The sequence below is a fragment of the Streptomyces sp. NPDC093984 genome (assembly GCF_044764595.1).
Taxonomy (GTDB): Bacteria; Actinomycetota; Actinomycetes; order Streptomycetales; family Streptomycetaceae; genus Streptomyces; species Streptomyces cynarae.
In genome coordinates this window covers 789,258-809,224 of sequence record NZ_JBIWIM010000002.1, presented here as the reverse complement: position 1 = coordinate 809,224, position 19,967 = coordinate 789,258, and the positions used below count along the sequence as shown (strand labels likewise).

17 protein-coding genes are annotated in these 19,967 nt (G+C 70.7%); 10 read left to right on the top strand and 7 right to left on the bottom strand.

All coding sequences use genetic code 11. From position 1 onward, the window contains the following. Nucleotides 1-298: 298 nt before the first annotated feature. On the top strand, nt 299-1,087 hold the full coding sequence (locus tag ACIRC0_RS11470) for a protein phosphatase 2C domain-containing protein (protein ID WP_403614342.1): 789 nt from the start codon (nt 299-301) through the stop codon (nt 1,085-1,087). Between the two features lie 69 nt (nt 1,088-1,156). On the opposite strand, the gene ACIRC0_RS11465 is transcribed toward ACIRC0_RS11470, so the two are convergent. The 3 genes from ACIRC0_RS11465 to ACIRC0_RS11455 all read right to left on the bottom strand — a co-directional run bounded on the left by ACIRC0_RS11465 (nt 1,157) and on the right by ACIRC0_RS11455 (nt 5,292). Next, nucleotides 1,157-1,669 carry a MarR family winged helix-turn-helix transcriptional regulator gene (locus ACIRC0_RS11465; protein ID WP_403614339.1) on the bottom strand — a complete coding sequence of 171 codons (513 nt, stop codon included), beginning with the start codon at nt 1,667-1,669 and terminating at the stop codon, nt 1,157-1,159. A gap of 169 nt (nt 1,670-1,838) precedes the next feature. Further along, nucleotides 1,839-4,256 (bottom strand): endopeptidase La, encoded by a 2,418-nt coding sequence (gene lon, locus ACIRC0_RS11460; protein WP_403614336.1) that lies wholly within the window; start codon nt 4,254-4,256, stop codon nt 1,839-1,841. A gap of 256 nt (nt 4,257-4,512) precedes the next feature. Continuing rightward, nucleotides 4,513-5,292, bottom strand: a complete 780-nt coding sequence (locus tag ACIRC0_RS11455) for a rhomboid-like protein (protein ID WP_403614334.1) — start codon at nt 5,290-5,292, stop codon at nt 4,513-4,515. 233 nt (nt 5,293-5,525) lie between these two features. On the opposite strand from ACIRC0_RS11455, the gene ACIRC0_RS11450 reads away from it, so the two are divergent. The 8 genes from ACIRC0_RS11450 (at nt 5,526) to ACIRC0_RS11415 (ending at nt 15,109) form a co-directional block, all read left to right on the top strand. Next, complete coding sequence (locus ACIRC0_RS11450) at nt 5,526-6,212, top strand: spermidine synthase (protein ID WP_403614332.1); 687 nt, start codon at nt 5,526-5,528, stop codon at nt 6,210-6,212. A 112-nt stretch (nt 6,213-6,324) separates the two neighbouring features. Then, nucleotides 6,325-7,062: a response regulator transcription factor gene (locus ACIRC0_RS11445; protein ID WP_103839275.1), complete on the top strand. Its 738-nt coding sequence runs from the start codon at nt 6,325-6,327 to the stop codon at nt 7,060-7,062. Further along, complete coding sequence (locus ACIRC0_RS11440; protein ID WP_403614329.1) at nt 7,059-8,168, top strand: ATP-binding protein; 1,110 nt, start codon at nt 7,059-7,061, stop codon at nt 8,166-8,168. The genes ACIRC0_RS11445 and ACIRC0_RS11440 overlap by 4 nt, the downstream gene beginning before the upstream one ends. A 282-nt stretch (nt 8,169-8,450) precedes the next feature. Then, the gene (locus ACIRC0_RS11435) at nt 8,451-12,278 is read left to right on the top strand and encodes a multifunctional oxoglutarate decarboxylase/oxoglutarate dehydrogenase thiamine pyrophosphate-binding subunit/dihydrolipoyllysine-residue succinyltransferase subunit (RefSeq protein WP_403614735.1); all 3,828 of its coding nucleotides are present in this window, start codon (nt 8,451-8,453) and stop codon (nt 12,276-12,278) included. Between the two features lie 246 nt (nt 12,279-12,524). Continuing rightward, nucleotides 12,525-12,674, top strand: coding sequence for a hypothetical protein (locus tag ACIRC0_RS11430; protein ID WP_403614326.1), 150 nt, complete (start codon nt 12,525-12,527; stop codon nt 12,672-12,674). A 47-nt stretch (nt 12,675-12,721) separates the two neighbouring features. Next, complete coding sequence (locus ACIRC0_RS11425; protein WP_014674941.1) at nt 12,722-12,901, top strand: DUF6104 family protein; 180 nt, start codon at nt 12,722-12,724, stop codon at nt 12,899-12,901. Nucleotides 12,902-13,131: 230 nt separating this feature from the next. Further along, a complete protein-coding gene (locus ACIRC0_RS11420) occupies nt 13,132-14,067 on the top strand; it encodes a DUF4097 family beta strand repeat-containing protein (protein WP_403614323.1) in 936 nt (311 codons plus the stop codon). 1 nt (nt 14,068) lies between these two features. Continuing rightward, nucleotides 14,069-15,109, top strand: a complete 1,041-nt coding sequence (locus ACIRC0_RS11415) for a helix-turn-helix transcriptional regulator (RefSeq protein ID WP_403614321.1) — start codon at nt 14,069-14,071, stop codon at nt 15,107-15,109. Between the two features lie 47 nt (nt 15,110-15,156). On the opposite strand, the gene ACIRC0_RS11410 is transcribed toward ACIRC0_RS11415, so the two are convergent. The 4 genes from ACIRC0_RS11410 to ACIRC0_RS11395 all read right to left on the bottom strand — a co-directional run bounded on the left by ACIRC0_RS11410 (nt 15,157) and on the right by ACIRC0_RS11395 (nt 18,460). After that, complete coding sequence (locus tag ACIRC0_RS11410) at nt 15,157-15,723, bottom strand: Clp protease N-terminal domain-containing protein (protein WP_403614318.1); 567 nt, start codon at nt 15,721-15,723, stop codon at nt 15,157-15,159. Continuing rightward, the gene (locus ACIRC0_RS11405) at nt 15,723-15,932 is read right to left on the bottom strand and encodes a helix-turn-helix domain-containing protein (protein ID WP_018571396.1); all 210 of its coding nucleotides are present in this window, start codon (nt 15,930-15,932) and stop codon (nt 15,723-15,725) included. Before ACIRC0_RS11405 ends, ACIRC0_RS11410 begins: the two co-directional genes overlap by 1 nt. Before the next feature lie 134 nt (nt 15,933-16,066). Further along, complete coding sequence (locus tag ACIRC0_RS11400) at nt 16,067-17,032, bottom strand: zinc-binding dehydrogenase (RefSeq protein ID WP_366023601.1); 966 nt, start codon at nt 17,030-17,032, stop codon at nt 16,067-16,069. A 204-nt stretch (nt 17,033-17,236) separates the two neighbouring features. Then, nucleotides 17,237-18,460 carry an NADP-dependent malic enzyme gene (locus ACIRC0_RS11395; RefSeq protein ID WP_403614315.1) on the bottom strand — a complete coding sequence of 408 codons (1,224 nt, stop codon included), beginning with the start codon at nt 18,458-18,460 and terminating at the stop codon, nt 17,237-17,239. Between the two features lie 538 nt (nt 18,461-18,998). Here ACIRC0_RS11395 and ACIRC0_RS11390 point away from each other — a divergent pair. Beyond that, nucleotides 18,999-19,967, top strand: coding sequence for an ABC transporter substrate-binding protein (locus ACIRC0_RS11390; RefSeq protein ID WP_403614313.1), 969 nt, complete (start codon nt 18,999-19,001; stop codon nt 19,965-19,967).

The following is a 19,967-nucleotide window of genomic DNA, read 5'->3' as shown; positions in this document are numbered from 1 at the left end:
CGACGGCTTCCGACCCTCCCAGTGCCGGTGGGCAGAGGTCCCGCTTCGCCTGACCCGCCACCCGAAGGAGTGAACATCGGTGGGGAGTTGGCGGGCAAGTTCCTCTGGCGCGTGCGGAGGCCTTGCGCGGTGGGCCGGTTGGACGTCGGCGGCGCACTTTGGCAATATTCGCCGCCACGCTTCACCGGAAGCGATTATTCCGTACCAAACCAGGCGGCTGACCTGCGCGCCCGTATCGATTCGGCGACCGTTGACAGCCTTTCGTGGACCTTGTGAAGGCCTCGTGCAGACTGGCTGGATGCGTATTGAGCTGACGTCCGAACCCGGCGATGCGACTCACCCGAACGAGGACTTCGCCGCGCTCGCACTTCCGGCTTCAGGGCAGGGCGGGGCGCTGGTCGTCCTGGACGGGGTGACCCCGCCGGCCGGCGACGACGGCTGTCTGCATTCCGTCCCCTGGTTCTGTGCGCGCCTGGGCGGCCTGCTGACCGAACTGTCCGTTTCCCACCGGGATCTGACACTGTCGGAGATCCTCGCGGAGGCCGTTCGCCGCACCGCCGACACCCATGCCTCCACTTGTGACCTTTCTCACCCGCGCACGCCCCAGGCGACCGTGGCCCTCGCCCGCTGGTCCGAGGCCGCGGTGGAGTACCTCGTCCTGTCGGACTCGGCGCTCCTCGTCGAGGCCCCCGACGGCACGGTCACCGCCCTCCTGGACGACCGCCTCGCCCGCCTCCCGCGTGCGGCGCTGGCCACGGACGCGCTGGTGGACACGACGGTCCGCAACAAGGAGGGCGGATTCTTCACGGCGGCGGCGGACCCCTCGGTCGTAGCCCGCGCCGTCACCGGGGAACTGCCGCGCGGGCGGGTGCGCGCCCTGGTGGGCCTGACGGACGGGGCGACGCGCTGGACGGAGAAGTTCCGCCAGGGCGACTGGACGGATCTGTTCACGGTCGTCCGCAAGGAGGGCGCGGCGGCGCTGGTGGAGCGCGTACGGGCGCTGGAGAGCGCCGACCGCGAGGAACGGGCGTACCTCGGCCGCAGCAAGACGCACGACGACGCGACGGTGGTGTACGTGGAGCCGTAGAGCTCCCGCCCGGCAGGGCTCCCGCCCCGCAGGGCCGGCGGCCTCGCAGGGCTCCTGCCACCCGTACGGCTACTGCTTGTCCATGCCGAGGTTCAACTGGTGCAGCAGCCGTGCCAGTTCCGCCACCTCGCGCGGGTCCCAGTGGGCGAGCTGGCGCACATAGCGGGCGCGGCGGGCCTCGCGTACACGGCCGACACGCCGGTGGCCCTCCTCCGTGAGGTGCACGAGCCAGGCGCGGCCGTCGGCCGGGTCGGGCTCCCGGGCGACCAGACCCAGCTCCTCCAGGGCGCGCAGCTGGCGGGACATCGTGGCCTTGCCGACACCGATGTAGGCGGCGAGTTCCGTGGCGCGCTGACGCCCGCACTCGTCCAGCCGTACGAGGAGCCCGTACGCGGCGGACTCCAGGTCCGGGTGGACCTCCCGGGCCATCTGGCCGGCGTTGGCGCGGGCGCGCCGCAGGAACACGGTCAGCTCGCGCTCGAGCGCCAGGAACTCCTGGTTCGCGTCACCGGACCGGTCTGCGCCCTCCGCCGACGCGCCGGGGTCCACCGGACGCCGCTCACCGTTTCCGTCCTCGTGCACGTCAGTCACCTGATCCGGTATCCCGTTCCTCGAAAGTCTCCGCCGAAGGCCGCCGTCGCCGCAGCTCCGTCAGTATTTCGCAGGCGTAGACCAACGGCAGCACCGGTCCATGGCGAAGGCCCGGGCCTCCCTCACGGAGCCCGGGCCTTCCCTCATCCGGCAGCGTCCGTCACGCCGCCACCGGAACCTCCGGCGTCGCGTCGCTCGTGGCGGGTGCGAGCGCCAGCTCCAGGACCTGGCGGACGTCGGTGACGGCGTGGACGTCGAGCTTGTCCAGCACCTCCGCCGGGACGTCGTCCAGGTCGGGCTCGTTGCGCTTGGGGATGATCACCGTGGTGACCCCCGCCCGGTGCGCGGCGAGCAGCTTCTGCTTCACGCCGCCGATCGGCAGGACCCGGCCGGTCAGCGAGACCTCACCGGTCATCGCCACGTCCGTGCGGACCAGCCGGCCCGACAGCAGCGAGGCCAGCGCGGTCGTCATCGTGATGCCCGCGCTCGGGCCGTCCTTGGGGACCGCGCCCGCCGGGAAGTGGATGTGCACGCCCCGGTCCTTCAGGTCGCCGACGGGCAGTTCCAGTTCGGCGCCGTGGGAGCGCAGGAAGCTGAGCGCGATCTGCGCGGACTCCTTCATCACGTCGCCGAGCTGACCGGTCAGGGTCAGGCCCGCCGCGCCCGTCTCCGGGTCGGCCAGCGACGCCTCGACGTAGAGGACGTCGCCGCCCGCGCCGGTGACCGCCAGGCCGGTCGCCACACCGGGGACCGCCGTGCGCCGCTCGGCCGGGTCCTGGGCGGACTCGGGCACGTGGTGCGGGCGCCCGAGCAGTCCGCGCAGGTCCTCGTCCCGGACGGTGAACGGCAGCTCCCGCTCGCCGAGTTCGTGCTGGGCCGTGACCTTGCGCAGCAGCCGCGCGATGGACCGCTCCAGGGTGCGCACGCCCGCCTCGCGGGTGTACTCGCCGGCGAGCCTGCGCAGCGCGGCCTCGTCGATCGTGACCTCGTCCTTGTTCAGACCGGCCCGCTCCAGCTGGCGCGGGAGCAGGTGGTCACGGGCGATGACGACCTTCTCGTCCTCGGTGTAGCCGTCCAGGCGGACGATGTCCATCCGGTCGGCGAGCGCCTCCGGGATGGCCTCCAGGACGTTGGCCGTGGCGAGGAACACCACGTCCGACAGGTCGAGTTCGACCTCCAGGTAGTGGTCGCGGAAGGTGTGGTTCTGCGCCGGGTCCAGGACCTCCAGCAGGGCCGCGGCCGGGTCGCCGCGGAAGTCGGAGCCCACCTTGTCGATCTCGTCCAGCAGGACGACCGGGTTCATGGAACCGGCCTCCTTGATGGCGCGGACGACACGGCCGGGCAGGGCGCCGACGTACGTACGGCGGTGGCCGCGGATCTCGGCTTCGTCGCGGACGCCGCCGAGGGCGACGCGGACGAACTTGCGGCCCATGGCGTGCGCGACGGACTCGCCGAGGCTGGTCTTGCCGACGCCGGGCGGGCCGACGAGCGCCAGCACGGCGCCGCCGCGGCGGCCGCCCACCACGCCGAGACCCCGCTCGGCGCGCCGCTTGCGCACCGCGAGGTACTCGGTGATGCGCTCCTTCACGTCGTCCAGGCCCGCGTGCTCGGCGTCCAGGACGGCCCTGGCGCCGCGGATGTCGTACGCGTCCTCGGTGCGCTCGTTCCAGGGCATCTCGAGCACGGTGTCGAGCCAGGTGCGGATCCAGGAGCCCTCGGGGGACTGGTCGCTGGTGCGCTCGAGCTTGTCGACCTCCTTGAGCGCGGCCTCACGGACCTTCTCGGGCAGGTCGGCGGCCTCCACGCGGGCGCGGTAGTCGTCGGACTCCTCACCCTCCTGGCTGTCGCCGCCCAGCTCGCGCAGCTCCTTGCGGACGGCTTCCAGCTGGCGGCGCAGCAGGAACTCGCGCTGCTGCTTGTCGACGCCCTCCTGGACGTCCTTGGCGATGGACTCGGCGACCTCCTGCTCGGCGAGGTGGTCGCGGAGCTGCTGGGTGGCGAGCTTCAGCCGGGCCACCGGGTCGGCGGTCTCCAGGAGTTCCACCTTCTGCTCGGTGGTGAGGAAGGGCGAGTAGCCGGAGTTGTCGGCGAGCGCGGAGACGTCGTCGATGGCCTGGACTCGGTCGACGACCTGCCAGGCGCCGCGCTTCTTCAGCCAGCTGGTGGCGAGGGCCTTGTACTCCTTGACGAGTTCGGCGACGTGGCCGGGCAGCGGGTCGGGAACCGTCTCGTCGATGCGTGTTCCCTCGACCCAGAGCGCCGCGCCGGGCCCGGTGGTGCCCGCACCGATCTTCACCCGTCCCAGGCCGCGGATGAGGGCGCCCGGGTCGCCGTCCGCGAGCCGGCCGACCTGCTCGACGGTGCCGAGGACTCCGGTGGCGGCGTAGGTGCCGTCGATGCGTGGAACGAGCAGGACCCTTGGCTTTCCGGGCTCGGAACGGGCGGCCGCCTGGGCGGCCTCCACCGCCGCGCGCACCTCGGAGTCGCTCAGGTCCAGCGGGACCACCATGCCGGGCAGGACAACCTCGCCGTCGAGCGGCAGCACAGGCAGGGTGAGCGGTGTGGACGTCGAAGCCATGATCTCCCCTTCGGCAGTCAAGTTGAGCTGTGCAGGCTCAATGCACCAGAGGATTCGATTGTTCCCCGACCCTTGTTCGCTGTCAGCGATCAGTCGGTGCGAGTGCTGTGACCAGGCACGGAGCGGCTCGGGGGGAGAGATCACCGCCAGAGGCCGGGACGGATCACCGTGAGAGGCCGGGACGGCGTCCGGGACGGCGCCTGCGACCGTGCTGCGTTGAGCGGCGCGCGGCGGAACCGCAGGGCGGATGCCTGAGTCATCGAACCGGCGCCAGGGTGACCTCGGCTCCGGTCCGGGCCCAGCGCCGTACCAGCGGCCAGGTCGCGATGCCGACCGCCAGCGCCAGCAGATGGCCCCAGTTGCTCAGCGGGTCCGTGAACTCGGCCAGGTCCTGGAGGAGCAGCGCGGTGAACACGATCAGCACGGTCCAGCGCAGCCACGGCCGCAGCAACCCCGTCAGCGCGCCCAGGCTCGCCGCCACGCCGAAGCTGATGCCGTAGTCGAGGCGGTGCAGTGAACTGTCCGGCAGATGGCCCGCCAGCACCGCGAGGCCGACCGGGACCTCGGTGCCCAGCGTCGCGAGAACATGCCCGAGCAGGAAGACGACCGCCGTGCGGGCACCGCCTATCCGCCGCTCCAGCGCCGTCAGCACGACCAGGAAGACGAGCGCGTAGTACGACATCATCCCGCCCGCGATCCACAGCGCGCTGGCCAGCAGCACCACCACCGGACTGCGCATCAGATGCGCGACGTCCGTGCTGGATCCCTGGTACAGCGCGTCCATCAGCGAGGGGTCGGCGAACTGGGCGAACAGCGAGGTCACCAGCAACACGGCGGCGTAGCCGAAGGTGAACGGCGCCCGCGTGGGGCTCGGCAGCAGCGACGCCACGCGTGGTGCCGTCCACCGCACCGGGAGCGCGGCCGCGGGCTCGACGGGCGGCGGCGCCGTGCGCTGACGCGGCATGCCGTTCAGAAGCGGCGCGCCCGTCTCGGGGGGCGTGAGCATGGCGTCAGCCGCCGAGACCGTACGTTCCAAGGTGCGGCGCTCCTTCCGTCACGCTCCACCCTTCGCGCCGCGCCGGTCGCTGTCTATGACCGACGCCACCCGAGGCGCGATTCACAGCAACTTCCCAGCTGTTTCCGGCGTCCGGGGTGACCGCGCACGGCTGCCGGCGGCATCGGCGGTCCGTTCGACCGCTGCGGGAAATCAGTTCGATCGCCGGGGAAAATCCGTCGTCCCGCGCCCCACCGGTCACCAGAATGTGGTTCATGCCTCATCCGTACGACACCGACGAGACCCCGGTGGTCCTGGACCGTCGCGAGGGCCCGCACGGCGAGGTCGTGCTGCGGCGCCACGGTGAGCTGCTGCAGATCATCGCCAACGGCTGCTTCCTGATGGACACCTCCGACGGTCGCTCGGAACGGCTGCTGGTGCAGGCCGCGTCGGACGCCCTGGACGGCCGCCCGGAACCGAGCGTGCTGATCGGCGGACTCGGCGTCGGCTTCTCGCTCGCGCACGCCGCGGCCGACCCCCGCTGGGGACGCATCACCGTCGTCGAACGCGAACGCGCCGTCATCGACTGGCACCTCCACGGCCCCCTGTCCGCGCTGTCCGCCGACGCGCTCGCCGATCCGCGCACCCGCATCGTGGAGGCCGATCTGGTCGCCCACGTCAATGAGACATCGGACACGTACGACGCCCTCTGCCTGGACATCGACAACGGCCCCGCGTGGACCGTGACGGACGACAACGGCAGCATCTACTCGACAGCCGGACTCACAAGCTGCGCAAGGGTGTTGAAACCCGGCGGTGTGCTGGCGGTGTGGTCGGCCGAGCCCTCTCCGGAATTTGAAGGAACACTTAGGAATGCCGGGTTCCGGCAGGTGCGTACCGAAGAGGTGCCCGTTGCCCGGGGCGTTCCCGACGTCGTGCACCTCGCGATCGGACCTGGATAGCCGACCGGCGGTAACTCCCCGTACGCTGCTTCCCTGACGCGGATCATTCAAGCGTCAAACGCAGTCATGGGATCACCCCACGGATTCCGGAAAGCAACCCCAGGGGCGGGCGATGGAGCAGACACACACCTCCCACAACGGCACGACGGCGACCCCGGGCGCTCAGCGGCGCGTCCTGGTGGTCGAGGACGACCAGACGATCGTCGACGCCATCGCCACCCGTCTGCGCGCGGAGGGATTCCTCGTGCAAACGGCAGGTGACGGTCCGGCGGCGGTCGACACGGCGGAGGCCTGGCAGCCCGACCTGCTGATCCTCGACATCATGCTGCCGGGCTTCGACGGCCTGGAGGTCTGCCGGCGCGTGCAGGCCCAGCGCCCGGTGCCGGTGCTGATGCTCACCGCGCGCGACGACGAGACCGACATGCTGGTCGGGCTCGGTGTCGGCGCCGACGACTACATGACCAAGCCGTTCTCGATGCGGGAGCTGGCGGCGCGCGTGCACGTGCTGCTGCGCCGGGTGGAGCGGGCCGCGCTGGCCGCCGCGACCCCGCGCACCGGGATACTCCGCCTCGGTGAACTGGAGATCGACCATGCGCAGCGCCGGGTGCGGGTGCGCAGCGAGGACGTCCATCTGACGCCCACCGAGTTCGATCTGCTGGTGTGCCTGGCCAACACGCCGCGCGCCGTGCTCTCCCGTGAGCAGCTGCTCGCCGAGGTGTGGGACTGGGCGGACGCCTCCGGCACCCGCACCGTCGACAGCCACATCAAGGCACTGCGGCGGAAGATCGGCGCCGAGCGCATCCGGACGGTGCACGGCGTGGGCTACGCCCTGGAGACCCCGACGCCATGAGCGACGGGCGGTCGGCCGCGCGGAGGAACCCCGGGCAGCCCTGGGGCGGCGTACGTCCGTTCTCGATCAAGACCAAGCTGGGCGCGCTGGTCGTCATCTCGGTGTTCATCACCACGGGCCTGCTGATGATCGCGGTGCGCACCGCCACCGAGCTGCGGTTCATCACGGTGTTCTCGATGATCGCCACTCTGCTGATCACGCAGTTCGTGGCCCACTCGCTCACCGCCCCGCTGGACGAGATGAACGCGGTGGCCCGGTCGATCTCGCACGGCGACTACAGCCGTCGTGTGCGTGACAACCGCCGGGACGAGATGGGCGACCTGGCCCAGACGATCAACCTGATGGCCGACGAGCTGGAGGCCCAGGACAGGCAGCGCAAGGAGCTGGTGGCGAACGTCTCGCACGAGCTGCGCACCCCCATCGCGGGCCTGCGCGCGGTGCTGGAGAACATCGTCGACGGGGTCACCGAGGCCGACCCGGAGACCATGCGCACGGCGCTGAAGCAGACCGAGCGCCTCGGCCGCCTGGTGGAGACGCTGCTGGACCTCTCCCGCCTGGACAACGGCGTCGTTCCGTTGAAGAAACGTCGCTTCGAGGTGTGGCCGTACCTCTCGGGCGTCCTCAAGGAGGCCCAGATGGTGTCCTCCGCGCGCGCGGGCATCGCCTCGGGCTCCGGCAGTCACACCCGTACGGACGTCCATCTGCACCTCGACGTCTCCCCGCCGGAGCTGACCGCGCACGCGGACCCGGAGCGGATCCACCAGGTCGTCGCCAACCTGATCGACAACGCGGTCAAGCACAGCCCGCCGCACGGCCGCGTCACGGTGAAGGCCCGGCGCGGCCCCGCCCCGGACTCCCTGGAGCTGGAGGTGCTGGACGAGGGCCCCGGCATCCCCCAGTCGGAGTGGCACCGGGTCTTCGAGCGCTTCAACCGCGGCGCCGTGAACCGGCCGCACGGGCCCGGCAGCGACGGCGGCACGGGCCTCGGCCTGGCGATCGCCCGCTGGGCGGTGGATCTGCACGGTGGCCGGATCGGTGTGGCCGAATCCCCGCGCGGCTGCCGGATCCAGGTCACCCTTCCGGGAGAGCCATCTCTTCCAAGTTGACGTAAAGTTCGAAGCGGAGCAACAAGATCCACGCCTGTCCGCGCAGCCGGACACGTGTGATCAGGCAGAGGCCCGCGCACTTCCCGCGCCGGGCCGGGGTCGTCGCACCCGTCCGCAACCGGAACCACGCTTGTTTCCCGCCATTTCAACCCCTGAAACGCACTTTCTGATGTGACTTACGCGACGATGAACCGGCCCGACCTGACCTTCGCGGTCTTGGAGGCGTAGCCTTAATTCCCGCTGTCCAATCACCTTGTGAAGCGGAAGAGGGCGGTTGCCGCCGTGTCGCCACAGTCCCCGAGTAACCCGAGCGTCTCGACCGACGACCAAGCCGGGAGGAATCCCGCTGCTGCGTTCGGTCCCAACGAGTGGCTCGTCGACGAGATCTATCAGCAGTACCTCCAGGACCCGAATTCGGTAGACCGTGCCTGGTGGGACTTCTTCGCCGACTACAAGCCCGGGGCCGCCGCCGCTGCCGCCTCGGCTCCGGCGGGTACCGCGGCCGCGGGGGCCGCGGAGACCACCACGGCGCCCCAGGCAGCGCAGGCCGCGCCCGCGGCCCCCGCCGCACCGCAGGCGCCGGCCGCAGCCGCACCGCAGCAGGCCGCCGCACCGGCCCCGGCGAAGCCCGCCCCGGCGGCCGCCGCACCGGCTCCGGCCAAGCCCGCCGCACCCGCCGCCGCGAAGCCCGCCGCGGCCCCCGCCCAGCCCAAGAAGGACGAGCCCGTGTCCGAGGCCCCCGCCGGCCCCGAACTGGTGACGCTGCGCGGCCCCGCCGCCGCCGTCGCGAAGAACATGAACGCCTCCCTGGAGATCCCCACGGCCACGTCCGTGCGCGCGGTCCCGGTGAAGCTGCTCTTCGACAACCGCATCGTCATCAACAACCACCTCAAGCGCGCCCGCGGCGGGAAGATCTCCTTCACGCACCTCATCGGCTACGCGATGGTCCAGGCCATCAAGGCGATGCCGTCGATGAACTGGTCGTTCGCGCAGAAGGACGGCAAGCCCACCCTGGTCAAGCCGGACCACGTCAACCTCGGCCTCGCCATCGACCTGGTCAAGCCCAACGGCGACCGCCAGCTCGTCGTCGCGGCGATCAAGAAGGCCGAGACGCTGAACTTCTTCGAGTTCTGGCAGGCCTACGAGGACATCGTCCGCCGCGCCCGCGACGGCAAGCTGACGATGGACGACTTCACCGGCGTCACCGTCTCCCTCACCAACCCCGGCGGCCTCGGCACGGTCCACTCCGTGCCGCGCCTGATGCCCGGCCAGTCGGTGATCATGGGCGTCGGCTCCATGGACTACCCGGCGGAGTTCCAGGGCACCTCCCAGGACACCCTGAACAAGCTCGGCATCTCCAAGGTCATGACGCTCACGTCGACCTACGACCACCGGGTGATCCAGGGCGCCGCCTCCGGCGAGTTCCTCCGCCAGGTCGCGAACCTGCTGCTGGGCGAGAACCGCTTCTACGACGAGATCTTCGAGGCCCTGCGCATCCCCTACGAGCCGGTGCGCTGGCTCAAGGACATCGACGCCAGCCACGACGACGACGTCACCAAGGCCGCCCGCGTCTTCGAGCTGATCCACTCCTACCGGGTCCGCGGCCACGTCATGGCCGACACCGACCCGCTGGAGTACCGCCAGCGCAAGCACCCCGACCTGGACATCGTGGAGCACGGCCTCACCCTGTGGGACCTGGAGCGCGAGTTCGCCGTCGGCGGCTTCGCCGGCAAGTCCATGATGAAGCTGCGCGACATCCTCGGCGTGCTGCGCGACTCGTACTGCCGCACCACCGGCATCGAGTACATGCACATCCAGGACCCCAAGCAGCGCAAGTGGATCCAGGACCGCGTGGAGCGTCCGCACTCCAAGCCGGAGCGCGAGGAGCAGCTGCGCATCCTGCGCCGCCTGAACGCGGCGGAGGCCTTCGAGACCTTCCTGCAGACGAAGTACGTCGGCCAGAAGCGCTTCTCCCTGGAGGGCGGCGAGTCCGTCATCCCGCTGCTCGACGCGGTGATCGACTCCGCGGCCGAGTCCCGCCTGGACGAGGTCGTCATCGGCATGGCCCACCGCGGCCGCCTGAACGTGCTGGCGAACATCGTCGGCAAGTCGTACGCGCAGATCTTCCGCGAGTTCGAGGGCAACCTCGACCCGAAGTCGATGCACGGCTCCGGCGACGTGAAGTACCACCTGGGCGCCCAGGGCACCTTCACCGGCCTGGACGGCGAGCAGATCAAGGTCTCGCTGGTCGCCAACCCCTCCCACCTGGAGGCGGTGGACCCGGTCCTGGAGGGTGTCTCGCGCGCCAAGCAGGACATCATCAACAAGGGCGGCACGGACTTCACGGTCCTGCCGGTGGCGATCCACGGCGACGCGGCCTTCGCGGGCCAGGGCGTGGTGGCCGAGACCCTGAACATGTCGCAGCTGCGCGGCTACCGCACCGGCGGCACGGTCCACATCGTCATCAACAACCAGGTCGGCTTCACCGCGGCGCCCGAGTCCTCGCGCTCCTCCATGTACGCGACGGACGTGGCCCGCATGATCGAGGCCCCGATCTTCCACGTGAACGGCGACGACCCCGAGGCCGTCGTGCGCGTCGCGCGGCTCGCCTTCGAGTTCCGCCAGGCGTTCAACAAGGACGTGGTGATCGACCTCATCTGCTACCGCCGCCGCGGTCACAACGAGTCGGACAACCCGGCCTTCACCCAGCCGCTGATGTACGACCTGATCGACAAGAAGCGCTCGGTGCGCAAGCTGTACACCGAGTCCCTCATCGGTCGCGGCGACATCACCCTGGAAGAGGCCGAGCAGGCCCTGCAGGACTACCAGGGCCAGCTGGAGAAGGTCTTCACCGAGGTCCGCGAGGCCACGTCGCAGCCGGCCGCGGCCGCCGCGCAGGCCCCCGAGGACGGCTTCCCGGTGGCGGTCGACACGGCCGTCTCGGCCGAGGTCGTCAAGCGGATCGCCGAGTCCCAGGTCAACATCCCCGACCACATCACCGTCCACCCGCGCCTGCTGCCGCAGCTGCAGCGCCGGGCGGCGATGGTCGAGGACGGCACGATCGACTGGGGCATGGGCGAGACCATCGCGATCGGCTCGCTGCTCCTCGAGGGCGTCCCGGTCCGCCTGTCCGGCCAGGACTCGCGCCGCGGCACCTTCGGCCAGCGCCACGCGGTCATCATCGACCGCCGGACCGGCGAGGACTACACGCCGCTGCAGTACCTCTCCGAGGACCAGGCGCGCTACAACGTCTACGACTCCCTGCTGTCCGAGTACGCGGCGATGGGCTTCGAGTACGGCTACTCGCTGGCCCGCCCGAACGCGCTCGTGATGTGGGAGGCCCAGTTCGGCGACTTCGTCAACGGCGCCCAGACGGTCGTGGACGAGTTCATCTCGTCGGCCGAGCAGAAGTGGGGCCAGACGTCCGGCGTCACCCTGCTGCTCCCCCACGGCTACGAGGGCCAGGGCCCGGACCACTCCTCGGCCCGCCCGGAGCGGTTCCTGCAGCTGTGCGCGCAGAACAACATGACGGTCGCGATGCCGACCCTGCCGTCGAACTACTTCCACCTCCTGCGGTGGCAGGTGCACAACCCGCACCACAAGCCGCTGGTGGTCTTCACGCCGAAGTCGATGCTGCGCCTGAAGGCAGCGGCCTCGAAGGCGGAGGAGTTCACCACGGGCCGCTTCCGCCCGGTCATCGGGGACGCCTCGGTGGACCCGGCCGCCGTCCGCAAGGTCGTCTTCACCGCGGGCAAGGTCTACTACGACCTCGAGGCCGAGCGTCAGAAGCGCGGCGTGACGGACACCGCGATCATCCGCCTCGAGCGGCTGTACCCGCTGCCGGGTGCGGAGCTCCAGGAGGAGATCAAGAAGTACCCGAACGCCGAGAAGTACCTGTGGGCCCAGGAGGAGCCGGCGAACCAGGGCGCCTGGCCGTTCATCGCCCTGAACCTGATCGACCACCTGGACCTGGCGGTCGGCGCGGACATCCCGGCCGGCGAGCGTCTGCGCCGCATCTCCCGCCCGCACAGCTCGTCCCCGGCGGTGGGCTCGGCGAAGCGGCACCAGGCGGAGCAGGAGCAGCTGGTGCGTGAGGTGTTCGAGGCGTAGGCCTCGCGGCGGTAACCTCGCGGCAGTACGAAGGGCCCGGCCCGAGTCCGTGTGACTCGGACCGGGCCCCTTCCGCGTCCCGTCCGGCTCACGGACCACGTGGTCGGCGTCGCCTGGCCAGCTGCTGCGCCGCCGCCTCCAGGTCGGCGCACGCCCGCACCACAGCGGCCCGGTGCTCGCTCGCCATGTGCTGGAGCGGTCCCATGCCGTCTCCGGGCACGACTTCACCCTGCTCATGGACATGAGATGCACGGCGCCGCCGCGAAGGCCGCCACCTGGATGAGGGAGATCCTCGCCGAAGGCGCCCCGCACTCCTCCCGCCTGCACCACCTCCGCCGGCTCCAGGCCTGGCTCGACGAGGGCGAGCGGTGCGCCTCCATGACGGTCGGTCCGTAGGCTGGTTCCGGCACCATCGCATTTCACGAACGCAGGAGAGCAGCCCCATGTACTTCACCGACCGCGGCATCGAGGAACTGGAGAAGCGGCGCGGCGAGGAGGAGGTCACCTTCGAGTGGCTCGCCGAACAGCTGCGCACGTTCGTCGATCTCAACCCGGACTTCGAGGTGCCGGTGGAGCGGCTGGCGACCTGGCTGGCACGGCTGGACGACGAGGAAGACGAGTAGACGGCATCGTCAGGTGGGGCGCCCCGTGGACGGGGGCGCCCCACCCTTTTGTGTGAGTGATCACCGGAACGGGTGTCTTGACTTCCCGCAGCCGCGATATATCGTGAATAGCGAAGACGCGATATGCCGCGTTCGTCGACGTGTGGCGAGTGTGTGCGGCGTGCCGAGCCCGCCGAGGCGAACCGCCCGTCACCCGCCAAGCGCCCGCACCGGCCGAGGAGGTCAGCATCATGCCCGAGTGGTCCGTCGCAGAGCCGAGGAAGCTCACCTTCGACGACCCGGTGACGGCGCTCCATGTGCGCATCGTCAACGGAACGGTGAACGTGGTGGGCACCGACGAGGGTTCCGCACGGCTGGAGGTCTCCCACGTCGAGGGCCCCGCCCTGACGGTGACACAGAAGGACGGCACCCTCACCGTGGCCTACGACGACCTGCCCTGGAAGGGCTTCCTCAAGTGGCTCGACCCCAAGGGCTGGCGTCGCAGCGCGGTGGTCTCCCTCGCCGTCCCGGCGTCCACCCGCGTGGAGGTGGGCGTGGTCGGGGCCGACGCCCTGGTCTCCGGGATCGACGGCGGCGCCGACGTCAAGAGCGTCACGGGAGCGGCGACCCTGGCCGGCCTCGCCGGCCCGGTCCGCGCCACCACGGTGTCGGGAAACGTGGAGGCCCAGGGCGTCACCGGGGAGTTGCGGCTCAACTCCGTCTCCGGCGACCTGACCGTCATCGAGGGCGCGTGCCCGTCCGTGAAGGCCGACTCCGTCAGCGGCTCGATCATCCTGGACCTCGATCCCACCAGCGGTCCCACCGACGCCCGCCTGACGAACGTCTCGGGCGAGATCGCCATCCGTCTCCCCCACCCGGCGGACGCCGAGGTGGAGGCGAACACCGCGAGCGGCACCGTGTCCAACGCCTTCGACGACCTGCGCGTCACCGGGCAGTGGGGCGCGAAGAAGATCACGGGCCGCCTGGGCGGGGGCAGCGGCCGGCTGAAGGCGACCACCGTCTCCGGTTCCATCGCCCTGCTGCGCCGCCCACCCGCCGAGGACGAGCCATGGGACACGCCGCCCGCCGACGCGTCCCCCGGCACCGGCAGCGACGACACCGCCGTCCCGGCCGACCGTTCCCCCCACGGTACGACCGGCGGCCCCACCGAGCGGAAGGGGCTCTGACATGCCTCCCGTCTTCGCCCATGGACGCCTGCGGCTGTACCTGCTGAAGCTCCTCGACGAGGCACCACGCCACGGATACGAGGTGATCCGGCTGCTGGAGGAGCGCTTCCAGGGGCTGTACGCACCGTCCGCCGGCACCGTCTACCCCCGGCTGGCCAAGCTGGAGGCCGAGGGCCTGGTCACGCACACCACCGAGGGCGGCCGCAAGGTGTACGCGATCACGGACGCGGGACGTGCCGAACTGGCCGACCGCAGCGGTGAACTGGCCGACCTGGAGCTGGAGATCCGCGAGTCGGTCGCCGAGCTGGCCGCCGAGATCCAGGCGGACGTGCGGGGGGCGGCCGGTGACCTGCGCCGCGAGATGCGGGCCGCGGTCTCCGAGGCGCGCCGGGGCACCAAGGAGCACGAGGGTGCCTACGGCGCGTACGGCGACCAGGCGGAGAAGGAGGCGTGGCGCGCAGCCCGGGAGGAGATGCGCCGCGTCAAGCAGGAGTGGAAGGAGCAGGCCCGGCGCGCCAAGGACGAGAGCCGGCGGGCCCGTGAGGAGGCCCAGCGGGCACGCCGCCAGGCCAAGGAGGCGCAGGAGCGGGCGCGCGCCCAGGCGCAGGAGGAGCTGCAGCGCATGGCGCGACGGGTGCAGGAGCAGGTCCAGGACCACTTCGCGCGGGGCGACTGGCCGACGGGCGTACGGGAGGGTCTGGCCGAACTGGCCAAGGAGTTCGGCGAGTTCGGCAAGGACTTCGGCAAGGACTTCGGCTTCGGGCGCCCGGGGGCCGCGGGCGCGCCCAAGACGGCGGAGCAGCCCGAGTACGCGACGACCCCGGAGGACTTCCCGGGTGCGTACGAGCCGTCCTGGGCGCACGAGGACTTCCCGGGCGACCCGGCCCGGGCCCTCGACCGGCTCCTCGACCGCTTCCGTGACGACATTCGCGACGCGGCCCGGGACCACGGGGTGACGGAGGAGCAGTTGCGCGACGCCCGTCGGCACCTGTCGACAGCCGCGGCGCACATCGGGGCGACGCTGCGGTCACGGAAGGGGTAGGGCTGCTCCTCACCTCACGACCGGCCGAGCGTCACCCGGCGGCAGGCTCACCCCGCCTTCGCCCGGCCGCTGCCGCCCCACAGCAAGTCCTCCACGGCCGCGTAGGTCGCTCCATGGTCGGCGAGGACCTCGGAGAGGACGCCGGGGCGGGCGGTCAGGGCGAGGAGCAGGTGCTCGTCACCGATGTGCCGGTCGCCGTGCGCGTGGGCCGCGCGCAGGGACCGGGTGAGTACGTCCTTGGTGCCGCGGGTGAAGGGGCGGCGCCCGGACCGCCGTACGGCCCCTGCGTGAGTCCTGGCCAGCGCGCCCTGTCCGTGGGCTTCCTCGACCCGGGAGACGATCTGGGTGAGGTCGATGCCGAGCCCGGCGAGAGCGTCAGCGTCGGCGCGGGTGAGCCCGCCGCGGCGGCGGGCCTCGGCGAGGTCCCGTTCCACCGCGTCCCGCCGGCCGGTCAACCCGAGCTCCGCCAGGGCGAACGCGGCGCGGCCGCGCTCCCTCTCGAGGAGGGCGAGCAGCAGGTGGGCTTCGTCGACGCGTTGCTCACCGGCGCGTTCGCAGTGCGCGACGGCGCCGGTGACCACCGCGCGGGCGTCCTGGGTGAAGCGCTCGAACATCACTGCCTCCCGTACTTCTTGTGCACGGCCTGCCTGCTGACTCCGAGTTCCGCGGCGATCTCCTGCCACGACCAGCCCTGGTTGCGCGCGCTGCGCACCTGCACCGCCTCCAGCTGCTCCAGCAGCCTGCGCAGCGCGGCGACGGCTCGCAGCCCGACTCGCGGATCGCGGTCGCCTGCGCGTTCGGCGAGATCCGTTGCTTCGGTCATGGTGTCAACATAGGTTGACATGCCGAGGCTTGTCAACCCTGGTTGACATATCGGCCGCAGAAACGCCCATGGCGGGCTCGGGACGACTCCCGGGTCCGCCATGGGCACGTGGAGGAAAACGCCGTCAGTTGGCGTCAGTTGGCCGTCAGCACGATCTTCCCGAACTGGTCTCCGGCCTCCAGACGTTCGAAGCCCTCGCGCGCCCGGTCAAGGGGAAGGACCTCGTCGATGACGGGGCGCACGCCGGTGGCGGCGCAGAAGGAGAGCAGGTCCTCCAGCTCGTCCTTGGAGCCCATGGTGGAGCCGACGACCTTCAGTTCGAGGAAGAAGATGCGGGTGAGTTCGGCGTGGGAGGGCCGGTCGCCGCTGGTGGCGCCCGAGATGACGAGGGTGCCTCCGGGACGCAGGGACTTGACCGAGTGGGACCAGGTGGCGGCACCGACGGTCTCGATGACGGCGTCCACGCGCTGCGGCAGCCGGGCCCCGGACTCCAGGGCCTCCACGGCGCCCAGTTCCACGGCCCGCTTGCGCTTGGCCTCGTCCCGGCTGGTGGCGAAGACCCTGAGGCCGGCCGCCTTGCCGAGCACGATCGCGGCGGTCGCGACACCGCCGCCTGCCCCCTGGACGAGGACGGAGTCACCGGGACGGACGCCGGCGTTGGTGAACAGCATGCGGTAGGCCGTCAGCCAGGCGGTGGGGAGGCAGGCGGCCTCCTCGAAGGAGAGTTCCCTGGGCTTGGGAAGGAGGTTCCAGGTGGGGACGGAGACCTGTTCGGCGAACGTGCCCTGGTAGCGCTCGGTGAGGATGGAGCGGGGCTCGTCGGGGCCGACGCCGTGGCCGGTCTGTCCGATGACGGAGTGGAGAACGACCTCGTTGCCGTCCTCGTCGACGCCGGCCGCGTCGCAGCCGAGGATCATGGGGAGCTTGTCCTCGGAGAGCCCGACGCCCCTGAGGGACCAGAGGTCGTGGTGGTTGAGGGAGGCGGCCTTGACGGTCACGGTCGTCCAGCCGGGCCTCCGCTCGGGGGCCGGGCGCTCTCCCAACTCAAGGCCGGAGAGGGGGTTGTCGCGGTCGATACGGGCGGCGTAGGCAGCGAACATGACCTTGAGATTAGGCTCCGCGCCTGGCGGAGGGAACCGAGACGGGCTGTGACGCGTGTCCCTGCTCCCTGCTTCCCCGCCGCCGGAGAGCGCAGCCGACGCCCGGCCGCCACCAAGGCCGGGCACCTTGCAGACACCGAGCAGAAAGCCGCGCTTCACACCACGCGGGCGGGCGGGAGAAGACCCCGCCCGCCCAGCGCACCGTTACCGCCGAGCCACGCCCTCCGCCCGAGCTGCCGCGGCCACCGCCGCCGTCACCGCGGGGGCGACCCGCTCGTCGAACGGCGAGGGAATCACATAGTCGGCAGCGAGATCGTCCCCGACGACCCCCGCCAGCGCCTCCGCCGCCGCGATCTTCATCCCCTCCGTGATGCGGGACGCCCGCACCTGGAGGGCTCCGGCGAAGATGCCGGGGAACGCCAGCACGTTGTTGATCTGGTTCGGGAAGTCGGAGCGGCCCGTCGCCACCACGGACGCGTACTTGTGCGCGACGTCCGGATGCACCTCCGGGTTCGGGTTGGCCATCGCGAAGACGAAGGCACCCTCCGCCATCGACGCCACCGCCTCCTCCGACACGGTACCGCCGGAGACGCCGATGAAGACGTCAGCCCCGTCCAGGGCGTGCTCGAGAGACCCCGAAAGCCCCGCCTTGTTGGTGAACTCGGCGAGCTCCCGCTTGACCGGCGTCAGATCCTCCCGCTCCCGCGAGACGACTCCCTTGCGGTCGGCGACGGCGACGTCACCGATCCCCGCCTCGATCAGCATCTTCGCGATGGCGAAGCCCGCCGCGCCGGCGCCGGAGATGACGGCCCGCAGATCGCCGAGCCCCTTCCCGGTCAGCCGCGCCGCGTTCCGCAGGGCGGCCAGCGTCACCACGGCCGTGCCGTGCTGGTCGTCGTGGAAGACCGGGATGTCCAGCCGCTCCTGGAGCCGGCGCTCGATCTCGAAGCACCGCGGCGCCGAGATGTCCTCCAGGTTGACGCCTCCGAAGGAGGGCGCGAGCCGGGCCACGGTGTCGATGATCTCGTCCACGTCCGTGCAGTCCAGGGCGATCGGCACCGCGTCCACGCCGCCGAACTGCTTGAACAGGATCGCCTTGCCCTCCATCACCGGGAGGGAGGCCTCGGGGCCGATGTCACCGAGCCCCAGCACTGCCGTGCCGTCGGTCACCACGGCGACGACCGACGACTTCCATGTGTAGTCGTGGACCAGCTCCGGCTGCTCCGCGATGGCCGTGCACACCCGGGCGACGCCGGGCGTGTACGCCAGGGACAGGTCGTCCTTGTCACGGACCGGCACGGTGGCCTGCACGGCCATCTTGCCGCCGCGGTGCAGCGCGAACGCCGGATCGAAGGAATCGTGGGGCTCGGCCCCGCCGTCCTGATCCGCGTTGCTGGCGCTGCGCGAGTTGACGATCTCCGCTGCCACTGTCTCGTACCCCTTAGATCTGCATGGTTTGAGGGTGACCACTCCTGGTTGAGGGGTGGGCGGGCACCGCGTACGACCCAGGTGACTGGTGCGTAAGGGCACATACGCGACGGGCGCGCCGCACACGCGCCCTGAGCCCCGGATGAGGGGTGTAACGCACCTTCTTACCGGACGGATGGTGTCCGGGACGAGTCCATAACGCGAAGGTCACACGCCGGTGAGATGACTCATGGCCGAAAATGTGGACAAGTCCGCTGCACGCCCTCACACGATCACGCGTGCAGGCGTGAGACCGACCGCATGGTGAGATGCACCGAAGATCTTCCGGCCGGAAGGGGGGATTCCCGCACAAGGTGCGGCCGAAATCGGCCGTCCGAGGCGGTTCGGGGGTCACCCGTTATCCGATTTTGACATAGCGAGTCACCTGAATGCCGTCGTGCGACTGGCAAGATGCCTCAATCACACGAGGTCGCGACACCCGAAGGTGTGTGTACTCGTCGACCCGTCGGCACAAACCCATTCCGCCGGAGGAACCACCATGACCGCACGCTCCACCCGTCGTACGACCGCCACGCGCTCCCGAATAGCCGCGGTCGGCGCCATAGCGGTCGCGGGCACCCTGGTGCTTGCCGGTTGCGGCGACCACACGGACAAGGGCAGCACCGACAACAGCGGCGGCGGCTCGTCCACGTCCTCGGCGCCGCTCGCCGACAAGCTCCCCAAGGACATCCGTGACGCGGGCGTCATCAAGGTGGGCTCCGACATCTCGTACGCCCCGGTCGAGTTCATGCAGGGCGGCAAGGCGGTCGGCATCGACCCTGACATCGCGGACGCCCTCGGCAAGCAGCTGGGCGTGAAGTTCGACTTCCAGAACGGCAAGTTCGACCAGCTCATCGTGGGACTGCAGGCCAAGCGGTTCAACGTGATCATGTCCGCGATGAACGACACCAAGGACCGCCAGAACGGCATCGACTCCGACACGGGCAAGAAGGTCGGCAACGGCGTCGACTTCGTCGACTACTTCACCGCCGGTACCTCGATCCTCGTCCAGAAGGGCAACCCGAAGGGCGTCAAGTCGCTGGACGACCTGTGCGGAAAGGTGGTGGCCCTGCAGAAGGGCACCACGTCCGAGGGTGTCGCCAAGGCCCAGAGCACGAAGTGCACGAAGGACGGCAAGAAGCCCATCACGCTGCAGACCTTCGACACCGACCCCGAGGCACTGCTCCGTCTGAAGCAGGGCGCGTCCGTCGCGGACCTGAACGACTTCCCGGTCGCGGCCTACAACGCGAAGACCTCGGGCGGCGGCAAGGACTTCGAGGTCGTCGGAGAGCAGATCGAGGCGGGTCCGTACGGCATCGCGGTCAGCAAGGAGAACGCCCAGCTGCGCGACGCCCTCCAGGCGGCCGTGAGCGCGATCATCAAGAGCGGCGAGTACCAGAAGATCCTCCAGAAGTGGAACGTCACGGACGGCGCGGTGACCGACGCGAAGATCAACGGCGGCTCCTGA

Bases quoted from the DNA above. Each gene is read 5' to 3' on its own strand.
- ACIRC0_RS11420 (WP_403614323.1), top strand. From the start codon at position 13,132: ATGCCCGAGTGGTCCGTCGCAGAGCCGAGGAAGCTCACCTTCGACGAC.
- ACIRC0_RS11425 (WP_014674941.1), top strand. From the start codon at position 12,722: ATGTACTTCACCGACCGCGGCATCGAGGAACTGGAGAAGCGGCGCGGC.
- ACIRC0_RS11390 (WP_403614313.1), top strand. From the start codon at position 18,999: ATGACCGCACGCTCCACCCGTCGTACGACCGCCACGCGCTCCCGAATA.
- ACIRC0_RS11400 (WP_366023601.1), bottom strand. From the start codon at position 17,032: ATGTTCGCTGCCTACGCCGCCCGTATCGACCGCGACAACCCCCTCTCC.
- ACIRC0_RS11405 (WP_018571396.1), bottom strand. From the start codon at position 15,932: ATGACCGAAGCAACGGATCTCGCCGAACGCGCAGGCGACCGCGATCCG.
- ACIRC0_RS11440 (WP_403614329.1), top strand. From the start codon at position 7,059: ATGAGCGACGGGCGGTCGGCCGCGCGGAGGAACCCCGGGCAGCCCTGG.
- ACIRC0_RS11430 (WP_403614326.1), top strand. From the start codon at position 12,525: ATGCACGGCGCCGCCGCGAAGGCCGCCACCTGGATGAGGGAGATCCTC.
- ACIRC0_RS11470 (WP_403614342.1), top strand. From the start codon at position 299: ATGCGTATTGAGCTGACGTCCGAACCCGGCGATGCGACTCACCCGAAC.
- ACIRC0_RS11410 (WP_403614318.1), bottom strand. From the start codon at position 15,723: ATGTTCGAGCGCTTCACCCAGGACGCCCGCGCGGTGGTCACCGGCGCC.
- ACIRC0_RS11450 (WP_403614332.1), top strand. From the start codon at position 5,526: ATGCCTCATCCGTACGACACCGACGAGACCCCGGTGGTCCTGGACCGT.
- ACIRC0_RS11445 (WP_103839275.1), top strand. From the start codon at position 6,325: ATGGAGCAGACACACACCTCCCACAACGGCACGACGGCGACCCCGGGC.
- ACIRC0_RS11415 (WP_403614321.1), top strand. From the start codon at position 14,069: ATGCCTCCCGTCTTCGCCCATGGACGCCTGCGGCTGTACCTGCTGAAG.
- lon (WP_403614336.1), bottom strand. From the start codon at position 4,256: ATGGCTTCGACGTCCACACCGCTCACCCTGCCTGTGCTGCCGCTCGAC.